This is a genomic window from Burkholderia sp. 572, from assembly GCF_040545135.1.
Taxonomy (GTDB): domain Bacteria; phylum Pseudomonadota; class Gammaproteobacteria; order Burkholderiales; family Burkholderiaceae; genus Burkholderia; species Burkholderia cepacia.
Genome location: NZ_JBEPLH010000003.1, coordinates 120,737 through 140,851, shown reverse-complemented (window position 1 = coordinate 140,851; position 20,115 = coordinate 120,737). Strand labels below are relative to the sequence as shown.

The 20,115-nt window shown below is 66.6% G+C and carries 19 protein-coding genes; 10 read left to right on the top strand and 9 right to left on the bottom strand.

Annotated elements, in window-relative coordinates:
* Positions 1-30: 30 nt before the first annotated feature.
* Positions 31-1,437 (top strand): APC family permease, encoded by a 1,407-nt coding sequence (locus tag ABIC51_RS06875; protein WP_175897984.1) that lies wholly within the window; start codon positions 31-33, stop codon positions 1,435-1,437.
* A 72-nt stretch (positions 1,438-1,509) separates the two neighbouring features.
* Positions 1,510-2,619, top strand: coding sequence for a DmpA family aminopeptidase (locus ABIC51_RS06870; RefSeq protein ID WP_042974866.1), 1,110 nt, complete (start codon positions 1,510-1,512; stop codon positions 2,617-2,619).
* Between the two features lie 144 nt (positions 2,620-2,763).
* Here the strand turns inward: ABIC51_RS06870 and ABIC51_RS06865 are convergent, their stop codons facing one another.
* The gene (locus ABIC51_RS06865) at positions 2,764-2,976 is read right to left on the bottom strand and encodes a hypothetical protein (protein ID WP_060195854.1); all 213 of its coding nucleotides are present in this window, start codon (positions 2,974-2,976) and stop codon (positions 2,764-2,766) included.
* Between the two features lie 155 nt (positions 2,977-3,131).
* On the bottom strand, positions 3,132-5,315 hold the full coding sequence (locus ABIC51_RS06860; protein ID WP_124814790.1) for an FUSC family protein: 2,184 nt from the start codon (positions 5,313-5,315) through the stop codon (positions 3,132-3,134).
* 201 nt (positions 5,316-5,516) lie between these two features.
* Between ABIC51_RS06860 and ABIC51_RS06855 the strand changes: the two genes are divergently transcribed.
* Positions 5,517-6,464 carry a LysR family transcriptional regulator gene (locus ABIC51_RS06855; RefSeq protein ID WP_027791525.1) on the top strand — a complete coding sequence of 316 codons (948 nt, stop codon included), beginning with the start codon at positions 5,517-5,519 and terminating at the stop codon, positions 6,462-6,464.
* Between the two features lie 142 nt (positions 6,465-6,606).
* Here the strand turns inward: ABIC51_RS06855 and ABIC51_RS06850 are convergent, their stop codons facing one another.
* Together ABIC51_RS06850 and ABIC51_RS06845 are read right to left on the bottom strand one after the other, a co-directional pair.
* Positions 6,607-6,909, bottom strand: a complete 303-nt coding sequence (locus tag ABIC51_RS06850; protein ID WP_027791526.1) for a DUF4148 domain-containing protein — start codon at positions 6,907-6,909, stop codon at positions 6,607-6,609.
* A 214-nt stretch (positions 6,910-7,123) separates the two neighbouring features.
* Positions 7,124-8,266 (bottom strand): porin, encoded by a 1,143-nt coding sequence (locus tag ABIC51_RS06845; RefSeq protein WP_027791527.1) that lies wholly within the window; start codon positions 8,264-8,266, stop codon positions 7,124-7,126.
* A 652-nt stretch (positions 8,267-8,918) separates the two neighbouring features.
* On the opposite strand from ABIC51_RS06845, the gene ABIC51_RS06840 reads away from it, so the two are divergent.
* From ABIC51_RS06840 to ABIC51_RS06825, 4 genes are all read left to right on the top strand, one after another.
* A complete protein-coding gene (locus ABIC51_RS06840; RefSeq protein ID WP_175897983.1) occupies positions 8,919-10,253 on the top strand; it encodes a chloride channel protein in 1,335 nt (444 codons plus the stop codon).
* 303 nt (positions 10,254-10,556) lie between these two features.
* On the top strand, positions 10,557-10,994 hold the full coding sequence (locus ABIC51_RS06835) for an STM2901 family protein (protein ID WP_124838418.1): 438 nt from the start codon (positions 10,557-10,559) through the stop codon (positions 10,992-10,994).
* Positions 10,987-11,334: a DUF1493 family protein gene (locus ABIC51_RS06830; protein WP_059694921.1), complete on the top strand. Its 348-nt coding sequence runs from the start codon at positions 10,987-10,989 to the stop codon at positions 11,332-11,334. The genes ABIC51_RS06835 and ABIC51_RS06830 overlap by 8 nt, the downstream gene beginning before the upstream one ends.
* Positions 11,335-11,540: 206 nt before the next feature.
* Positions 11,541-12,863: a TIGR00366 family protein gene (locus tag ABIC51_RS06825; RefSeq protein ID WP_027791531.1), complete on the top strand. Its 1,323-nt coding sequence runs from the start codon at positions 11,541-11,543 to the stop codon at positions 12,861-12,863.
* A 58-nt stretch (positions 12,864-12,921) separates the two neighbouring features.
* Here ABIC51_RS06825 and ABIC51_RS06820 read toward each other — a convergent pair whose 3' ends face one another.
* The 4 genes from ABIC51_RS06820 to ABIC51_RS06805 form a co-directional block, all read right to left on the bottom strand.
* Positions 12,922-14,250: an MFS transporter gene (locus ABIC51_RS06820; protein ID WP_175897982.1), complete on the bottom strand. Its 1,329-nt coding sequence runs from the start codon at positions 14,248-14,250 to the stop codon at positions 12,922-12,924.
* A 228-nt stretch (positions 14,251-14,478) separates the two neighbouring features.
* A complete protein-coding gene (gene kce / locus ABIC51_RS06815) occupies positions 14,479-15,411 on the bottom strand; it encodes a 3,5-dioxohexanoate:acetyl-CoA acetone transferase (protein ID WP_021159186.1) in 933 nt (310 codons plus the stop codon).
* Positions 15,412-15,446: 35 nt separating this feature from the next.
* A complete protein-coding gene (locus ABIC51_RS06810) occupies positions 15,447-16,253 on the bottom strand; it encodes an SDR family oxidoreductase (protein WP_027791533.1) in 807 nt (268 codons plus the stop codon).
* Positions 16,254-16,326: 73 nt separating this feature from the next.
* Positions 16,327-17,037 (bottom strand): GntR family transcriptional regulator, encoded by a 711-nt coding sequence (locus ABIC51_RS06805; protein WP_027791534.1) that lies wholly within the window; start codon positions 17,035-17,037, stop codon positions 16,327-16,329.
* A 289-nt stretch (positions 17,038-17,326) separates the two neighbouring features.
* Between ABIC51_RS06805 and ABIC51_RS06800 the strand changes: the two genes are divergently transcribed.
* Both ABIC51_RS06800 and ABIC51_RS06795 read left to right on the top strand, forming a co-directional pair.
* A complete protein-coding gene (locus tag ABIC51_RS06800; protein WP_080982028.1) occupies positions 17,327-17,827 on the top strand; it encodes a type VI secretion system amidase effector protein Tae4 in 501 nt (166 codons plus the stop codon).
* The gene (locus ABIC51_RS06795; protein WP_027791535.1) at positions 17,824-18,276 is read left to right on the top strand and encodes a type VI secretion system amidase immunity protein Tai4; all 453 of its coding nucleotides are present in this window, start codon (positions 17,824-17,826) and stop codon (positions 18,274-18,276) included. Before ABIC51_RS06800 ends, ABIC51_RS06795 begins: the two co-directional genes overlap by 4 nt.
* A 54-nt stretch (positions 18,277-18,330) precedes the next feature.
* On the opposite strand, the gene ABIC51_RS06790 is transcribed toward ABIC51_RS06795, so the two are convergent.
* Positions 18,331-19,122 carry an IclR family transcriptional regulator gene (locus ABIC51_RS06790; RefSeq protein ID WP_059694911.1) on the bottom strand — a complete coding sequence of 264 codons (792 nt, stop codon included), beginning with the start codon at positions 19,120-19,122 and terminating at the stop codon, positions 18,331-18,333.
* Positions 19,123-19,281: 159 nt separating this feature from the next.
* On the opposite strand from ABIC51_RS06790, the gene ABIC51_RS06785 reads away from it, so the two are divergent.
* A complete protein-coding gene (locus tag ABIC51_RS06785) occupies positions 19,282-20,058 on the top strand; it encodes an ABC transporter substrate-binding protein (RefSeq protein ID WP_027791537.1) in 777 nt (258 codons plus the stop codon).
* Positions 20,059-20,115 lie beyond the last annotated feature (57 nt).

Below are 20,115 nucleotides of genomic sequence, written 5' to 3'. Positions count from 1 at the left end.
GTTCAAAAAAGTGCAGCACAGGAGAACGAGATGGCGATGATGTCGGAATCGACGGGCACGCTGAAAGCGGCGCCTGCAACGGAGGACGCGCCGCGCGCGCTGTCGCAGACGCTCAGCGTGCGCGACGCGGTGATGATCACCGTATCGGGCGTGACGCCCGCGAGCTCGATCTTCGTGATCGCGCCGTTCGCGATCCAGCAGGCCGGCAGCGGCGCCGTGCTGTCGTTCCTGCTCGGCGGCGTGCTCGCGCTCGCGTTCGCGCTCTGCTACGCGGAACTCAGCGCCGCGCACCGCAGCGCGGGCGGCGAGTACGTGATGGCCAAGCGCGTGTTCGGCACGCTGCCCGGCTACCTCACCTTCATCACGGTGCTGTCCGTCAGCGTGTTCATCCCGGCCGTGCTCGCGAGCGGCGCCGCGCCTTACCTGAACAGTGCGCTCGGCACGCACTTCAGCAACCAGTCGGTCGCGTTGACGATCGTGCTGCTCAGCTACCTGCTCGGCATGCTGAACATCAAGACGAACGCGTGGATCACGGGCGCGTTCCTGGTGGTCGAGATCGGCGTGCTGATGCTGATCGCGGGCCTCGGCTTCGGTTCCCCGCATCGCGGCGCCGACGCGCTGGTCGCGCCGGTCGTCGCGAGCGGCAACGCGCTCGTGCCCGCGACGCTGGCCGCGATCGTTCCGGCGATCGGCACGGCGATCTTCTGCTACAACGGCTTCGGATCGGCCGCGTATCTCGCGGAAGACCTGCGCGGCGGCAACCGCAACGTCGCGAAAGCGGTGATCTACTCGCTGCTCGTGATCCTCGTCGTCGAACTGATTCCGCTCACCGCGATCGTGCTCGGCGCGCCTTCGCTGACCGAGCTGACGAAGAGTGCCGACCCGATCGGCTATGTCGTGCGTTCGCTCAGCAACCCGGCGGTGTCGCGCGTGGTCAGCGGCGGGATCTTCCTGTCGGTGTTCAACGCGATCATCGCGATCGTGATCACGATGGGCCGGCTGCTGTACAGCAGCGGCCGGCACGCGCTCTGGTCGCGCACCTGCAACCGTGCCTTCTCGACGATCCACCCGCGTCTCGAATCGCCGTGGCTCGCGACCCTCGCACTCGCGGTGCCGTCGGCGGGGCTCGTGTTCGTGTCGAGCCTCGACGAGCTGACCGCGTTCACGGTCGACCTGCTGCTGCTGATCTACCTGGTCGTCGGGCTGGCCGCGCTCGCGAGCCGGTTCGTGCGCCGCGACGTCGAGCATCATTACCGGATGCCGTTGTGGCCCGTGACGCCGCTCGTCGCGGTGGCGGGCGCCGCGTACACGCTCTACACGACGCTGGCCACGGCCACGAAACCGACCGACCTCATCATCATCGCCGGGCTGCTGATTGCCGCGCTCGCGATGTACGCGGTCTGGGCACGCCACAGCGAAGCGTTCCGCGCGCTCTGAGCGACGGATCGAAGCCTTGCCGTACTGAAACACCGAAACACCGAACCATTGAAAGACGGGAGGAATTGCATCATGCGCACGAGGGATCTCGGCATCCGCATCGGACTCGGCACGCCGGGCCGCTTCAACGCGATCACGGACGTTCCGGGCGTGCGGGTCGGACATTGCACGCTGAACGAGGAGAACGGCGACGCATCGATCCGCACCGGCGTCACCGTCATCGAGCCGCGCGCGGGCGCCGCGCACGATTCGCCCTGTTTCGCGGGCGTGCACGTGCTGAACGGCAACGGCGATGCAACGGGGCTCGAATGGATCCGCGAAGCCGGCCTGCTCACCACGCCGATCGCCTATACGAACACGCACAGCGTCGGTGCGGTGCGCGATGCACTCGTCGCGAACGAACGCGAAGCGGCGGCGGGCCGCGTGTACTGGTGCATGCCGGTCGTGATGGAAACCTACGACGGCCTGCTGAACGACATCTGGGGGCAGCACGTGAGCGCCGCGCACGTGCAGCGCGCGCTGGCCGCCGCGCAGACGGGGCCGGTTGCCGAAGGCGGCGTGGGCGGCGGCACGGGCATGATCTGCCACGAGTTCAAGGGCGGCATCGGCACCGCGTCGCGCGTGCTCGCGGCCGATGCGGGCGGCTGGACCGTCGGCGCGCTCGTCCAGGCGAACTACGGCGTGCGCGAGATGCTGCGCGTGGCCGGCTACCCGGTCGGCGAAGTGCTGCGGCACGTGCCTTCGCCGTTCCGCGCGCCGGACGCGCAGGGCGAGGCCGGGATGGGCTCGATCGTCGTGACGATCGCGACCGACGCGCCGTTGTTGCCTCATCAATGCACGCGGCTCGCGCAGCGTGCCAGTGTCGGGCTCGCTCGGGTCGGCGGCGGCACGGAGGATTCGAGCGGCGACATCTTCCTTGCGTTCGCAACGGGCAACGACGGCCTGCCGGCGGCGAACTACGGCAGCAAGGGTGCGCCGACCACCGGCGTGAAGATGGTCAACAACGACCATATTTCCGCGCTGTTCGTCGCGGCGGCGGAAGCGGTGGAGGAAGCGATCGTGAACGCGCTCGTCGCGGGCGGCGACGTCGAGTCGCGCGGTGCGCGGGTCGAAGGGCTGGGGCAGGCGCGCTTGCTGGATGCGTTGCGCGAGGTGGGCTGGCGGCCGGGGCGCGGCGCCTGAAACGGCATGCGCCGCTTCAATCGAAGCGGCGTGGGTTGGAGCGGCGATGCGGCGATCGGCCGGGCCGCGATCGGCCGGGCCGTCGCTCGCCCGCGCAGGTCATGCGGGCGGTGCGGGCCTGGCCGTGACGACGCGGCGTCATGCTCAGCTGCCGAAGTAGATGTTGCAGAAGCTGACGGGGCCGACGCAGGCGTTCGGGTCGTCCTGCTTCGATTGCGCACGATCGACGCGGCCGGCGGCCTTCACGGCTTCGACGCGGTTCGCCTGTTGCGGTGCGTCGTCTGCCGGTGCCGGCTGTGCGTGAGCGACAGCAGCGGTGAGCGACAGGGCAACGAGGGCGAGGTGCAGCGGCTTCATTTTTGTTTCTCCTGGGTGAGTGCCAGTCTCGCTGGCAGTGAGGAAACTATAGGCTCGCACTGCTTAAAGATTAATCACCGCGCCTGTAGAGCATATTTCCATCCGGAACAAGGATCCCGTTGCGCACGCACCGATCGTCAAGGGCGTCGATGGCATCAATGGCGATGCCGGTTGAACGGCGCGTCCTTGTCCAGCAGCGCGCTGCGCATGAAGTGCAGGCAGCCGACGATGCGCTGCATGCGGTGCCGCTCGTTGGGCACCGCATACCACGCCTGCAGTGCGTGCTGCGCGGCGCGGATCGCGAGATTCACCGATTTCAGCGTGCGTGCGTGATGGCCGGGTGTCGGATCGTCGAAGAAGCGCGGCAGCTCGTGCAGCACCGCGTCGATAGAGCCGGTCCAGCGCAGCGTCTGCGGCGGCTTCGATGCGCGGAACGCGTTCATTTCGTCGCGCAGGTCGATCACCGCGTGGCCAACTTCGAGCGTCGACAGCATCCAGCGCAGCGCGTCGCGATGCTGCCGCGTGCGCCGCACGAGCAGCGTGCGCAGTTGCGCCATCAGGTCGTGGGTACTCGACTGGAAGCGCTGCGCGAGGCCGTCCGGCGCGCCTTCGCACGCCAGCGTGACCTGGCGGCGCAGGTCGTGCGCGATGCGGCCCGTGAGCCACGGCATGTGAGTCGGGAACACGACCGCGAACACGAGCGAGCACGCGAGCATCGCGATGACGACGGCCAGGCCGTTGTTGATCAGCACCTCGGGCGTATACGCGATCACGTTGTCCGGCCCCGCGAGCAGGCAGAAGAACACCGCGAAGCCGATCCCGTAACCGGACAATCCCGGCCGCATCGCGAGAAACGCGCCGACGCCGAGCACCGGCGCGAGTGCCGCGCACAGCAGCGGAAAGCCTTCGATGTTCGGATACACGTAGCACAGGAACAGGTAGCCGACGGCGGTCGCGAACGCCGCGCCGACGCTCATCTGCGCCACGAACTTCGGCGCGCGCGGCGACGTCGAGCTGAGCGCGCACGCGATCGCGGTGGCGGTCACGGCAAGCGGGCCGCTTGGCCATTCGGAGGCGATCCAGAACACGCTCATCGCACCGACGGCGACGACCGTGCGCAGGAACGCGAAGCCGACGAAGAACGTATTGGTCTTCACCGCGTAATGCGTGACCGAGCGCTCGAACGCATGGTCGTCCTGGTCGAGCGACGCATAGGTGTCGGCGTAGCCGAGGTATTCGCCGATGAAGCGGTACAGCAGCTCGATCGCGGTATCGAAGTCGAGCAGGCCGCCGGGCGCATGTTCCTCGATGTTTCGCCGCGAGGCGCGCGCGGCTTTCGGCAACGCGCTGTGGAAGCGGCGCAGATCGACCAGTGCACCGGCTGCCGGCGCGATGCCGCGCTGCCGCTCGTCGCGCAGCGCGGCGAAACGCTGCGCGAGCGCATCGACGTGCGGCGCGAGCGCATCGAGCACCGCGTCCGAGCCGTTCGCGCGCAGCCGCTTGACGAGCTGGTGCAGCGCATGCAGCCGCGTGCACGCGTTCATGAACTCGCTGTTCAGCCGCGCGAGCCGGCGGCTGCGCGCGCGAATGTGCGGGTCCTCGAACGACGCGAACGCGCGGTTGGCCTCGAAGCCGACGATGTCGTCGACGAAATCCGCGAAGCGCCGCTCGAAATCGGCGCGGGCGACGTCGCCCGCGAGTGCGCCGGCCGTGAACGCCGCGAACGTCGCATGGCGGGTGCCCAGCGAGCGCATCAGCGCCTTCGCGGAGCTGAGCGGCAGGATCAGCGCGCTGACCGCGCCCGAGCAGGCGATGCCGAGCGCGACTTCCGCGGCGCGCGTGAGCGCGGACTGGAACAGCGTCTGCGGCGTCATCACGGCCGGCAGGCCGATCAGCGCGGCCGTATAGCCGGCGAGCACGAAGCCGTACCAGCGGAAGTGGCGGTTGCGCACCGCGAGCGCGATGCAGCTGCCGATCCACAGCGTGATGCCGGCCATGTACAGCTCGGGCTGCTGCGCGAACAGCCCGCCGAGCGCGAGCGCGGCGACGAGACCGGCCGCCGTGCCGAGCACGCGGTAGAAACTCTTCGCGAACACCATCCCCGACAGCGGCTGCATCAGCACGAACACGGTCGTCATCGCGGTGCGCGGCTGCGACATCTCCAGGCGCATCGCGATGCCCATCGCGAGCAGCGCCGCGAACACGGTTTTCGCGAGGTGCAGCCAGATCAGCCCGTCGCTCGCGGCCCAGTCGCGTGCCGCGTCGCCGAGTGGATCGAGCCATGTCCTCCATCGTGCCGGTTCGATGGAAGGTCGCTCGATCGCAGGTTGTGGCTTCATGAAAAGAGGGGGCCGGTACGGGGCCGGGCACGGGGCCACGGCACGTCCGAACGGGTCCGTTCGACTGGTGAGGCGCCGATTGTAGGAGCGCGGCGCCCGTGCATTAACGCAGCTGCGGGGAAACGATAGTTGCAGCCGGAGTAACAATCTGTCGCATCCAGTAGAGGAAAATAGCGGCTCCGCTACAGGTTGCTCACAGGAATGGATACCCTACAAAACATGCGGGTGTTTTCGCGTGTCGTCGAGACGGGCAGTTTCACCGCCGCCGCGCAATCGCTGAATTCGACGACGGGCGCGATGTCGCGCGCGGTGTCGGAGCTCGAGGCGCGCCTGCGTACTCGTCTGATGAATCGTTCGACGCGCCGTCTCGCGCTCACGTCGGCCGGCGAAAGCTATCTGCGGCGCTGCCGCCAGATCCTCGCCGACGTCGACCGCGCGGAAGAAGAGGCGAGCTGCGCGCACGAACGGCCGGCCGGCGTGCTGCGCATGCACAGCTTCGCGAGCGTCGGCCATCACTATGTATTGCCCGCACTGACGCGCTATCACGCGCAGTTTCCGGACGTGTCGATCGAGCTGTCGCTGTCGCAGCGCATGCCCGACCTGTTCGACGGGACGAGCGACATGGCCGTCGTGACCGCGTCGTCGCTTCCCGATTCGGAACTCGTGTCGCACCTGCTCGGCTCGACCTTCAGCATCCTGTGCGCGTCGCCCGACTACGTGAAGCGCCACGGCGCGCCGGCCCGTCCGCAGGATCTCGCCGCGCACGCGTGCCTGACGCTGTGCACGCCGGCGTTCCCGACGCACGAATGGGTGCTCGAAGGGCCCGAGGGCGTCGAGCAGATCCACGTCGCGGGGCCGGTGCAGACCAATACGGCCGAATCGCTCGCGCTCGCGATACGCGACGGCATCGGGATCGGCATGCTGCCGCTTTACTCGGCGATCGACGCGCTGCGTGACGGCACGCTCGTGCGCGTGCTGCCCGCGCACATCCTGCAGAAGATGAACGTGTACGCGCTGTATCCGTCGCGCCGCTTCGTCGATGCGAAGGTGCGGACGTGGGTCGAGATGCTGCGTGCACAGGTGCCGGGGATGATCGCGCGCGACGTCGAGATGCTGAACGCGATCGACCGCGAACCGCAGGCCGCCTGAGCGGCCGACGCGTATCGGCGTATCGCCGGCTTCTTCTCTTCAGCCGGCTTCTTCTCTTTACGCGAATTTCGCCAACCACGCCAACGCGACTCGCCGCGCCCACGGTACATCGTCTCCGTGGGCGCGGCGCATCGTCATGACGTTACAGCGCGGGCTTTGCCGCCGTGCCCGATTCCGTTGCCGGCTCGCCGGCCGGGCCGTATGCGGCGCGCGCGGCCTTCTGTTGCGCGAGGCGCTTTTCGTGGAGCCGCTCCTGTGCCGCCAGGATGTCGTCCGGATAGTTGATGGATTCGCCGCGCGCCGGGTTGTAGCCGACCGATTCGAGGTCGCTCAGCTCCTGCAGCACTTGCGCGCGCGTGACGGGCGACTTTGCCGACTGGGCGAACGACAGGGCCGGTGCAGCGAGCAGGACGGCAGCGGCGGCGGTAACGACGAGCGATTTCACGAGGTTCTCCTGGGTACGGGGTGGGCGGCCGGGGCGACGCGCGATGCGTGCCCCCGACCTTCGCTGGCAGTCTACGCAGCGCTCGCGCGCGTAAAAACCCCGATTCCAGGCAGGCTGCCTTCCAGATGGAACAACATTGATGCGCCGCCCGCCGCGAACGAACCCGCATGCGAACGCAGGTGCGTGACCGACGGGCGGCGATGCATCGCGTCGATCAGAAGCGCGTGCGCATGCCGATCGTGCCGACGATCTGGTTCGCGGTGCTCGATGCGCCGCCCGAGCCGTCGATGAACGCCCGGTAGCCGCGGCCCGATGCGTGCTGATACATCGCTTCCGCGTAGACGTCCGTGCGGCGCGACAGCTTGTAGACGGCCTGCAGGTCGACCTGGTGCCACTTCGGATCGGTGCCGTGCCTGCTGTCGGGGTTCGACACGCTGGCGTCCGTGTACACGTAGGCCGCGCCGAGGCTGACGGCCGGCGTCACCGCATAGCGCACGTTCACGTCGTAGTTGTTGAACGCGACCTGGCCGGTCGAGCCGAACGAGCCCGTGTTGTCGTACTGCGAGCGCGTATAGACGAAGCCGACGGTGGCCGGGCCGAACCCGTAGCTGATGCCGCCGCCGTACGAACGCATGCGGTCCGAGCCGATCGACCAGCCGCCCTGGTTCAGGCTCTTCGCTTCGGCCGCGTCGGTCGCGCCCGGGCTCGCGCTCGTCGAGCCCTTCGTGCCGTTCATCTGCAGGTACGCGCCGGCCAGCTTCAGCGGGCCGTTCGTGTAGCTCGCCGCGACGCTGTATGCGCGGTTCGCGCCGAAGCTGGTCGCGTTCGAGAACGCGTACATCGCGCCGACCTTGAAGCCCGCATACGTCTCGCTCGTGTACTTGACCGCGTTGTTGATACGCAGCGAGTGGTTCAGGTTGTCGTTGTCGAACGGGTGCGCGAAGCTCGTGTCGCCGAGGTCGCCGGCCGTGGCGGACAGCGGCGCGACGAAATCGACCATCGTGTCGTACTGGCGGCCGAGCGTCAGCGTGCCATAGCCGCTCTGGCTCAGGCCGACGTACGCGTGGCGGCCGAACAGCTTGCCGTCCTGGCCGAGCCCGCCGTTGTTCACGTTGAAGCCGTTCTCGAGCACGAACAGCGCCTTCAGGCCGCCGCCGAGATCCTCGGTGCCGCGAAACCCGACGCGGCTGCCGTTGACGGTGCCGCTGTTCAGGCGCCACAGCGATGCGCCGTTGGCGTTGTTGGTGTAGACGATGCCGGCATCGATCAGGCCGTACAGCGTGACCGAGCTCTGTGCGTGAGCGAGCGGGGCGAACAGCGTGGCGGTGCATGCGCCGGCGACGAGGGTTTTTTTCAAGTGAGGCTCCTGCGTGTGGAAGGGGAACGAAAGTTCGGCGCAAGTATAGGAACGCAACCCGCGCGCAAGGCCGCCGGGGGCCGCGAGCGCACCTTTCCGGATCAGGCAAGAGTCGTTCACAAAACTGACACGACGCGCGGTGCGCGCGTGACGGTGGTGGTTTTTGCACGGTCGCACGCGGGCGGTATCCCTCCGTCGCGGGCGTGCTGTCGCGTCGGTGCAACATGAGCGTGGCGTGGCGTGGCGTGGCGCGGCGGTGGATCGGTGCGACTGGCGCGCGGAGAACGGCTCGCCTGCGTCCGCGCCCGCGACCGGCATCACTCGCGTTCAAAGGCGGGCGCGTGCACACATTCCAGGCCCGTCAACCGGATCGCGCGACCTGCCGACTCGAAGCACGCGGCCGTTTTCACGAATACGCCGCAACGGGAAGGCGATCCTGCGGCGTGAACCGGAACGCATCACGTATCCGGTATCCGGATTGAAGCGGGCGGTGAACTTCGGGCTGCCTTGACCCGCTGGTCTTCGTGTATTCATCGAATGCATGAGTCGATTCGAAAAATACGTTTGTCTCATGATTGTCGCCGGCCTACGATGCGGTCCTGACGACGGCGCGAGTGGCGCGCCGTCTTTTTCGATCCCATTCGCGAACCCCATGCGCCCCGATCTTCCGTCCGCTCCCGCATCCCTTTCGCCGGCCGCCAGCCCGTTCGCGCGCATGGCCGTCGTCACGATCCTGACCGGCGTCGGCGCGGGCCTCGGCGGCATGCTGCTCGCGCTGCTGCTGCATGCGATCCAGCACGTCGCGTTCGGCTACAGCATCGCGCACGTGATCGGCACCAAGAGTTTCCTCACCGGCGTGACCGGCGCCGATCCGCTGCGCCGGCTCGCGGTGCTGATCGTCTGCGGGATCGTCGCCGGCGGCGGCTGGTGGGCGCTGTACCGGTTTGGCCGGCCGCTCGTCAGCATCCGCCGCGCGGTGCGCGCGGCCGATCCGCGGATGCCGGTCGTCAGCACGACGATTCACGCGCTGCTGCAGATCGTCACCGTCGCGCTCGGCTCGCCGCTCGGCCGCGAAGTCGCCCCGCGCGAGATCGGATCGCTGCTGGCGGGGCAGCTTGCGCATCGTGCGGGGCTCACCCCCGACGATTGCCGGCTGATGGTCGCGTGCGGTGCGGGCGCGGGCCTCGCGGCCGTCTATAACGTGCCGCTCGGCGGCGCGATCTTCGTGCTCGAAGTGCTGCTCGGCACGTTCGAACTGCGTGCGCTGGTCGTGGCGGTCGCGACGTCGGCGATCGCGGCGGCCGTCGCGTGGATCGGCCTCGGCAACGAACACCAGTACACGGTGCCGCCGTTCGTGCTGAGCACGCCGCTGGTGGCATGGTCGATCGTCTGCGGGCCGCTGTTCGGCTTCGCCGCATACGGCTTCGTGCGGCTCACGACGCGCGCCCGGGCGAACGCGCCGAAAGACGGGCGGCTGCCCGTGCTCGCGCTGATCAACTTCGCGGTGATCGGCGTGCTCGCGATGCGGTTTCCGCAACTGCTCGGCAACGGCAAGGGCCCGGCGTCGCTGGGTTTCGACGGCACGCTGACGATCGGCCTCGCCGCCGCGCTGCTCGTGCTGAAGGTGCTGATCGAGGCCGGCAGCCTGCGGGCCGGCGCGGAAGGCGGCCTGCTGACACCGGGCCTTGCGAACGGTGCGCTGCTCGGCGTCGTGCTCGGCGGGCTGTGGAGCCTCGTGTGGCCGGGTGCGTCGATCGGCGCCTGTGCGCTCGTCGGCGCGACCGCGTTTCTCGCCGCGTCGATGCAGATGCCGATCACGGCGGTCGTGCTGCTGCTCGAGTTCACGCGCGCGGATCACGACAGCCTCGTGCCGATGCTGCTTGCCGTGGCCGGGTCGCTTGTCGCGTATCGGGTTGCGCAGCGGTGGAGTGAGGGGCGGGCGAAGGCGATGGAGGTGGTCAAGGAGCGTGCGGTGGCGACGCGTTAATGCGCACATGCAGCCAGGAAGCGAACGACGTTCGCCTTTTTTTGTCGCCAACAAATCACCGAAAGTTGACTATTTGTATCCGTTCCAAAGCAAGCTGTTGCCGCGGTGATCCACGCAGGACGATGAAGCCGATACGATCGGAGGCGCCAAGCGTGGGGCCGCTTTAGAGGAACGGCATCCCGTCGATCACCTGCGCCCGGATGCACGCGTGCAACAGTCATTGCTTCCCTGCGTCGGTTGTCCTTCCCGAGTCATTCACGATAGCGTTTTCCGCTCATTCAAATTCAAACGATCTGAGGGAAAATGTCGAATTCGTACAAGTACGGCGTTCATGACGGCTTGAGCCGCGAAGCGTTGCTTTTCCTGATCTTCATCGAAGAGACTGGCAAGGCGGCGGGTGTAGATGACGCGATCGGTATCGCGATGGTGTTGCTGGGCCAGCGCTTTATCCGCACGCGCGGCAAGTTCGCAAACGCCGTCAAGGGCACCTCGATCGCGTCGGTGGTTTCTCGTCGCTTGCTGCCGTACGAACTGAAGCATCGGATTTTGCCAACCGTTACGTCGTTCACGAGTCTTGTCATGTTGCGGATCAAGTTCACGCGGAATATCGGCGCTTTTGTCGGGCGCGCCATTCCAGGAGCAGGTTGGGTCCTCCTGGCAACGGATATATCGCTGATCACTTGTCGCACGGTCGGCACGTACAACAGCATCGTGAAGCCCGAGGATCGTTTGTATGGCTGACGCCTGGAAAAACCTCGAAGCGTTCATTGCGACCGATATCGGCAAGCTGCCAGTCGGTCGGATCGAGCTCACGCGGGACACGGATCTCTATCACGATCTCGACATGGAGCCGGAGCACATCGATGCGTTCGTCCGGCGATGGGCCGTGACGTTTGACGTCGACTTGTCCATGTTCGACATCCACGATTACTACCCGTCGGCGAAGCTCGGCATCGGTTCGTTCCTTGCCACGGTCGTCAGATCGCCGTTCAGCAACAAGGCGCGCGAAATCCTGGGCGGCCGGTCGCTCACACTCGGCATGATGGTCGAGGCGATGGAGCGCGGGCGCTGGGAGGCGTGACGAATGCGGTGCGTTGATCGAGGCTGCGAAGCGACGTAAGGGCTGCCTGTCATTTATCCCCGTTTTCCTGTCGATACGACCGCGCGATCGCGGCCCCCCGCATACCAAAGCGCGTCCGCCGGTTCTATGCAAGAATCCGCGCGTTTCCGCGCATCCACCCACAACGACACGCGCGGACGTCCCTATCAGGAAACGAGGAGCTCAAGTTGATCCAGCGCATTTCCCGCTTTTTCACGCAGGTGGTTCACCGCGTGTTGCCCGACCCGTTGATTTTCGCGATCCTGCTGACGATCGTCACGTTCGCGCTCGCGTTCGGCCTCACGCCGAATACGCCTGCCCAACTCACGACGATGTGGGGTTCGGGTTTCTGGAACCTGCTCGCGTTCTCGATGCAGATGGTGATGATTCTCGTCACCGGTCACGCACTCGCGAGTTCGCCGCCCGTGAAGCGCATGCTCGTCGCGCTCGCGAGCACCGCGCGCACGCCGGGGCAGGGCGTGATGCTCGTCGCGTTCGTCGGCGCGCTCGCGTGCGCGATCAACTGGGGCTTCGGCCTCGTGCTCGGCGCGATGCTCGCGCGCGAAGTGGCGCGTCGCGTGGCCGGCAGCGATTACCGGCTGCTCGTCGCGTCCGCGTACATGGGCTTCCTGAGCTGGCACGGCGGATTGTCGGGTTCGGTCCCGCTCGTCGCGGCCACGAAAGGCAACCCGATGGAAAAGACCATCGGGCTGATTCCCGTTTCGCAGACGATCTTCACCGGCTACAACGCGTTCATCACGATCGGCCTGATCGTGATGCTGCCGTTCCTCGCGCGCCTGATGATGCCGAAGCCGGGCGACGTGGTCAGCGTCGATCCGGCGTTGCTGGCCGAACCGCCGAGCGTCGAGCGCCAGCTCGGGCCCGACGCGACGTTCGCGGAGCGGATGGAGGAGAGCCGTGCGTTGTCGGTGTTCGTCGCGGCGCTGTGTGCGGCGTTCCTCGTGCTGAAGTTCGTGCAGAAGGGCTTCGCACTCGACATCGACACCGTGAACCTCGCGTTCCTCGCGGCCGGCATCCTGCTGCACCGTACGCCGATGGCCTATGCGCGCGCGGTGGCCGGCGCGGCGCGCGGCGCGTCGGGGATCATGATCCAGTTCCCGTTCTACGCGGGCATCCAGGCGCTGATGGATCATTCGGGGCTCGCGGGCGTGATCACGAAGTGGTTCGTCGATATCGCGAACGTGCATACGTTCCCGCTGCTTGCGTTCCTGAGTTCCGCCGTGATCAATTTCGCGGTGCCGTCGGGCGGCGGCCACTGGGTCGTGCAGGGCCCGTTCGTGATGCCGGCGGCTCAGGCGCTCGGCGCCGATCTCGGCAAGGCGGCGATGGCGATCGCGTACGGCGAGGCCTGGACCAACATGGCGCAGCCGTTCTGGGCGCTGCCCGCGCTGGCGATCGCGGGGCTCGGGGTGCGCGACATCATGGGGTACTGCGTGACGACGCTGCTGTTCTCGGGCGTCGTGTTCGTCGCGGGGATGTATCTGTTCTGACAGCGTGAGGCGGGCGGGGCGCAGCCCGTCTCACGCCGGTCTGGTTCCAGCCTGCCTTTCAGCCGTGCGACCGCACGTCGGCGCGCTCGTGCCCGTGACGCAACGCGAGGCTCGCGAATGCCGCGACGACGAGCGCGACCGCCAGCAGCGTCAGCCCGTTCTTTGCATTGCCGGTCGCCTGTTCGATCGCGCCGACGACGGTGGGCCCGACGAAGCCGCCGAGCAGCCCGCACGTGTTCACGAGCCCGAGCCCGCCGGCCAGCGCACTGCCGGCGAGCCGCGACGCAGGAAACGTGAACACGATCGACTGCACGACGAAGAACATCGACGCGGACAGGCACACGCAGAGCAGGCCCGCCAACGGTGACGCATGCGCGGCGCCGACCATCCCGGCGGCCATGATCGCGAGCCCCGCGCACAGCATCCGCCGCGAATGACGCGACTCGCGTGCGAAGCGCGGCAGCGTCCCGGCCCCGAGTGCGGCGGCGAGCCAGGGCAGCGACGTCAGCAACCCGACCGCGACCGGCGACAGACGTCCCGACGCGCCGATGATCCCCGGCAGGAAGAAGATCACCGTGTAGATGGTCAACTGGTGGCAGAAGTACACGAAGATCGCGAGCCAGATCTGCGGGTCGCGCAATGCGGCGCCGAACGCGTGGCCGCCGTGCGCGGCGACGCCCGCGTCCTGTTCGGCGGCCAGCTTGCGCTCGAGCGCGCGGCCGGTTTCCGGGGCGAGCCACGGCGCGGCGCTCGGACGGTCCGGCAAGCGTGTCCACACGACGAACGCGAGCAGGATCGCCGGAATGCCTTCGACGACGAACAGCCATTGCCAGCCGTGGAAACCGAGCGTGCCGTCGAGTTCGATCAGCGCACCGGCCAGCGGCCCGCCGACGATATTCGCAATGCACACGCCGAGCAGGAAATAGCCGGTGGCGCGTGCACGCTCCTCCCGGCCGAACCAGTACGTCAGATACAGCATCACGCCGGGAAACAGGCCGGCTTCGGCCACGCCGAGCAGCAGGCGCATCACGTAGAACGATGTCTCGCCGCGGACGAACGCCATCGCGATCGACAGCGCGCCCCACGTGATCATGATCCGCGTGATCCAGAAGCGCGCGCCGACGCGATGCATGATCAGGTTGCTCGGGATCTCGAAGAGCGCGTAGGTGAGAAAGAACAGCCCCGCGCCGAGCCCGTACGCGGCCGATGAGATGCCGAGATCGACGCCCATCGAATGTTTGGCGAACGCGATGTTGGTGCGGTCGAGAAAGCTGATCACATACGCGGCGATCAGCAGCGGCATGAGTTTGCGGAACAGCAGCCGGTTCAGCGACGCGTTCGCGTCGGTCGCGGTGGACGACAGGGCCTGAGCGTGATGAGTGGACATGCGGACGACTCCGGTAAGGGCGAACCGGCGCGCACGGCAAGCACGGCGCGCCGCGTTCGGCAAATGCCGCTGCGCGGCAGGCAGCGGATGGGCAGTCGACGGAGCCGCGCCGGCGGCGCTCGAACGGAGCGGGGCGATGAAGGGCGTCCTGGCGCCGGCCGGTTCGGGCCGGCGCCTTGTCACTGCGCTTGCGGATGCGGATGCGGGTGTCGGGGGGCGACCCGGCGATCAGAAATTCACGGCGTCGCCGCCCTTGAGCGCGAGCATCGCGCGCGCCTCGGCCGGCGTTGCGATCTCGAGCGACAGGCCTTCGAGCACCTGACGCATTTTCAGGACTTGCGCGGCGCTCGATTCCGCGAGCTTGCCGGGCGCGATCCACAGCGAATCCTCGAGCCCGACGCGCACGTTCGCGCCTTGCGCGGCGCCGATCGTCGCGAGCGGAATCTGGTTGCGGCCCGCGCCGAGGATCGACCACACGTAATCGCTGCCGAACAGGCGGTCGGCCGTCCGGCGCATGTGCATCAGGTCTTCCGGGTGCGCGCCGATCCCGCCGAGCAGGCCGAACACGCTTTGCACGAAGAACGGCGGTTTCGCGAGCCCGCGATCGACGAAGTGCGCGAGGTTGTACAGATGCGAGATGTCGTAGCACTCGAATTCGAACCGCGTGCCGTTCGCGCCGCAGCGCGTGAGGATCGTCTCGATGTCCGCGAACGTATTCTTGAACACGAGATCGCGGCTTTTCTCGAGATGTTCGCGCTCCCACGGATGCTTCAGCTCGCGGAAGCGCTCGAGCATCGGGTACAGCCCGAAGTTCATCGAGCCCATGTTCAACGACGCGACCTCGGGCTGGAAATGCAGCGCGGGCTGCAGCCGTTCGTCGACCGTCATGTGCGGGCTGCCGCCCGACGTGAGGTTGATCACCGCGTCGGTCTGCGCCTTGATGCGAGGCAGGAATTCGGCGAACACGGCCGGATCCTGTGTCGGCTTGCCGTCGGACGGGTTGCGTGCGTGCAGGTGCAGGATCGCCGCGCCGGCCCGTGCGGCCGCGACCGCGGCCGTTTCGATTTCGTGCGGTGTGACAGGCAGGTACGGCGACATCGACGGCGTATGGATCGCGCCGGTCGGCGCACAGGTGATGATGACTTTACGAGCGTTTGCCACGGATGGATTCCTTTCGATGAACGATGCAGGACGCGTCAGAGCACTTCGACGTTGCCGCAGACGGAGATCGCCTGCCCTGTGATGCCATGCCCGCCCGGCGAGCACAGGAACAGCGCGGTCGCGGCGATCTCGGCCGGATCGGTCATGCGCCGCAGCGAGATCTTCTCGAGATAGCGCTTCTCCATGTCGTCGTAGCCGATGCCGAGCTGCTGCGCGCGCGCCTCGATCACGCGGCGCATCCGCGGGCCGCGCACGATGCCGGGCTGGATCGCGTTCACGCGGATGCCGAGCGGCCCGAGTTCGATCGCGAGGCTCTTCACGAGGCCGACCACCGCCCATTTGGTGGCCGCATACGGCGTGCGGAACGCATAGCCCAGCCGGCCGGCGACCGACGACAGTGCAATGATCGCGCCGCCGTGTTTCGACTCGCGCAGCAGCGGCACCGCGCGGCGCGCGAACTGGAATTGCGCGTTCAGGTTGATCGCGACGGTTTGTTCCCACTGCACGGGGTCGATTTCGTCGATGCCGCCGGTCGGGCCGGCGATACCCGCGTTGTTGACCAGCACGTCGAGGCCGCCGAGCCCGGTCGACACGTCGGCGAACACGCGCTCGACGGCGGCCGGGTCGGATACATCGGCCAGCGTCGCGCTGATCGCGCCGGCCGCCGCGCGCGGCGGCCGGTCGGCGAGCGCCGCGATCGCGGCTTGCGAGGCGTCGCACACGTGCACGCGCGCGCCGCATTCGGCGAACGCGTCGGCGATTTCGAGACCGATGCCCGACGCGCCGCCCGTCACGAGGACGCGCAGGCCGTCATAGGGTTTCAGCAGGTCGGAAGCTGTCATGCCGGGTTGTCTCCATCGTTGGTGTAGTCGGATTGCGGCCGCTCGCGATTCGGAGGGTCGAGGCGGGCGGCGGCTACGGTTTCGCGTTCACGGTCCGCGGCGTCTGTTCGGCCCGCAGCGTCTCGGCGAGATCGTGCGCGGCGCCGCCGATGTCGAGCGCGATGCCGGCCCGCACGCCCGCGCCGTCGCGTCGCTCGAGTGCATCGACGATGGCACGGTGCGCATCCATCGAGCGCCGCATGTGCGGAATGTCGAGCGCGACCATGTTGAGGAACGGGCCGACACGCATCCACAGGTTCTCGACGATCGCGAGCGTGTTTTCGCTGGCGCCGTGCGCGTAGATCGCGCTGTGGAACGCGAAATTGCTTTGCAGGTAGGCGCGCGAGCGGCCGGCCTCGACGTGTGCCTGCATCGTCTCGCAGGTCTTGCGCACGACCGCGATCTGCGCGTCGTTCATCCGGGCGCACGCGCGCTCGGCGATGCAGCCTTCGAGGGCGATCCGCACGTCGCGCAGTTCGTCGAGCATGTCGAGCGTCATCGGCGGAACGACGAGCGCCCGGTTCGGGCCGTCGACCAGCGCGCGCTCGGCGCGCAACCGCGTGAGCGCGGCACGCACCGGCATCGTCGACGAGCCGACTGCCTCGGCGACGCTGCGCAGGCTCAGCGCCTGGCCGGGCGCGAAACGGCCGCTCATCAGCGCTTCGCGCAGTTGCTGGTAGACCTTGTCGGCCATCGTTTCCTGTTCGATGGCTTTCAGTGCGGGCGGGACGATACGAGGCGCCAAGGCGGGGTTCTCCTGGGATTGATCTGCGATCTGTGATCACACTTGCGATGTGCGAAGTGTTGACGATCGGAGGAACCGAGTCAAGGCGAACGGGATCGGGGAAAACGAGGGGGTGAAGCAGAAGAAGGATCGGCGTCCGGCAAACTGGAATTATTACAAAAAACTTTCAAATCGCTCATCATAACGCCCTGATTCGATGGATTCGAAGGTTCTCGGAGCACATGAGCCGTAGCGAGTCTTCGATGCGTTTGCCCTCGAGTCGAATTCATTTCAACAACAAGGAGCCAAAGTGAAACGACCATCATTTGCCGTTGCATGGGCGGCATCTCAGCGAATCTACGACCCGGCAAATTCCGGTGAGCGCGTTGCGAAAGTGATAGGTGGATATGTCGAGAGGAACGTCAACAATCCGAATCCGACAGAGCGATGGAGCAATACTTGCGCGGTGAGGATGAGTTATATCCTGGGTGAAGCCGGTATGGTGATACCGAGAATCCCCGAGCAAACGGTATCGGGCAGAGACAATCGGCAATACTTTTTTCGTGTCCGGGACTTGATTCGTTTTCTCGAGCAACGCTGGGGGAAGGCTGAGGGCGTCAAATACCCGCCGTCGAACGGAGGGCCGCTTGCGGGTCGGCAGGGCGTCATCCTGTTCGAGGTGTCGGGGTGGAGCGATGCACAGGGCCACGCCACGCTGTTCAATGGGCGGACGTGTTACGACCATTGTTACTTCAACGAACCGGGCGCGCGGTATCGTACCGATCGCGCAAATTTTTGGAGCCTGTCATGAGGGGAGTCCGGATCGCTGCCGCGTTAGTGTGCATCGCGTTTCAACCGGCGATGGTCGTGGCGAAGGACGCCGCACAAGCGGCGCCTGAGGCAGGCTCACGAACTTATCTCCAGAACTTCAAGGACATGGTGCTCGCGGAATGTCTGGCTACCGCATACAAGCAGGCGCCCGGCGCGAGCAAGGACATCGGCAGCAGCACCAGCGCGTTGCGTGACTGGACCTACTACGACATGGAACGTGCGCCGGACGTGATCCACGCGCTGGTCGCGAAGTATCTGGCCCGTGACTATCGAAATCCGGTTGTCGAATCTGAGGTCAGGGATGTGAAGTTCGACTTCCTGAAATGCATCGATCTGTATCACGGCAAGGAACTGGACGTTGCAGCGAAGCAACTCGTATCGCGCCCGAACCGTACCTATCGGACCGAGCATTCGCCCAAGCCACAGTAGCGATCGAACGCCGTTGCGCAATGCAACGGCACGCCGTGTGCCATTTCGCCGACGCTATTCAAGCGTCCGGATCGAATTGCTGATCCCGCGCGCGCAGTCGATTACCGCCGGCGCGAGCTTGCGGCGCGCGTCGTCGAACGTCCAGCGGCTCGTCGGCGCGACCACGTGCACGGCCGCGACCGGCTGCCCCTGGCTGCCGAGTACGGGCGCGGCAATCGACATGTCGCCGATGAACAGTTCTTCCTGGTTGGTCGCATAGCCTTCGCGCCGCGCGTTGTCGAGCAATGCGACGAGATCGTCGAGCGCCGTGACGGTGCGCGGCGTATGCGGCGTGCGCACCATGTCGTCGAGCCGCGCGCGTGCTTCTTCCGGCGCCAACGCGCTCAGGAACGCGCGGCCGCTGCCGGTGCAGTACATCGGGATGCGGCTGCCGATCGGCATGTGAATCGGCACGAACTTGGTCGACACGAAACGCGCGACGTACACCATTTCGTCCTCGTCCGGCTCGGTGAGGTTGGTGGTTTCGCCGGTCAGGTTCGTGAGCTCGGACAGGAACGGATTCGCGACGTCGATCAACGTGTCGGCGGCGAGATAGTTGAAGCCGATCCGCATCACGTGCGGCGTGAGCTGGTAACGCCGCGTGACCGGATGCTTGCGGATGTAGCCGAGCTTCTCGAGCGTATAGACCATCCGCTGCGCGGAGCTTTTCGTCATCCCCGCCGCGTCGGCCACTTCCGCCAGCGTCATCGTGCGCCGTTTCGCGCTGAACGCGCGCAGCACGTTCAGCCCTTTTTCCAGCGACTGGTTGAACAGCAGATCGTTTGCTTGGTCGGGCGACGTTTCCATGGCGAGGAGCGGAATCGATTCGATATCGCATTATAGCGTATCGAATATCGATACGAAAAAATCTATTTGCGATGTTTTTGATTCGTTTTAAGATCGGGCCATCGTCGCAGTGTCGATCAGCGACCGGCCGGCGCCCGGATTATTCGAGAAGGAGTCACCATGGTTCCGTTCATCAAGCGGTTCGGCGCACTGGCCGCCGGTTTCGCCACCTGTATTGCCCTCTCCACGGCGTCGGCGGGTGCCGTTGCGGCCGAGCCGACGCTGAAGGTCGGCGCGACGGCCACCGGCGTGCCGTTCACGTTTCTCGACGTCAAGAGCAATTCGATCCAGGGGATGATGGTCGATGCGATCACGGCAGCCGGGAAGTCGGCCGGGTTTCGCGTCGACGTGCAGCAGACCGTGTTCTCGGCGCTGATCCCGTCGCTCACCACGCAGAAGATCGACATCATCTCGGCCGCGATGCTGAAGACGCCGGCGCGCCAGCAGGTCGTCGATTTCTCCGACACCGTCTACTCATTCGGCGAAGGCCTGATCGTGAAGGCCGACGACCCGGGCCGCTATACGTCGATGGACGATTTCAAGGACCAGGTGGTCGGCGCGCAGGTCGGCACGGCGTTCGTCGATGCGCTCAACAAGAAGGGCATCTTCAAGGAAGTCCGGACCTACGATTCGATCGCCGACATCATGCGCGACGTCGCGCTCGGGCGCATCAAGGCCGGCTTCGCCGACCAGCCGATCGTCGCGTACCAGATCGAACACGGCGTCAATCGCCAGGTGCGGCTCGTGCCGGAATACCAGAGCGTCGTGAAGGGGCAGGTGTGCTTCATCGTGCGCAAGGGTGACACTGCGACGCTCGAACAGCTCAACGGCGCGATCCGCAAGATGAAGAGCGACGGCACGCTGCAGCAGATCCTGCAGAAGTGGCACATGAGCTGAGCGTCGGCATTCGATTCCCGGCCGGCATCGCCCGCGCGTCGCGGGCATTCCCGGCGG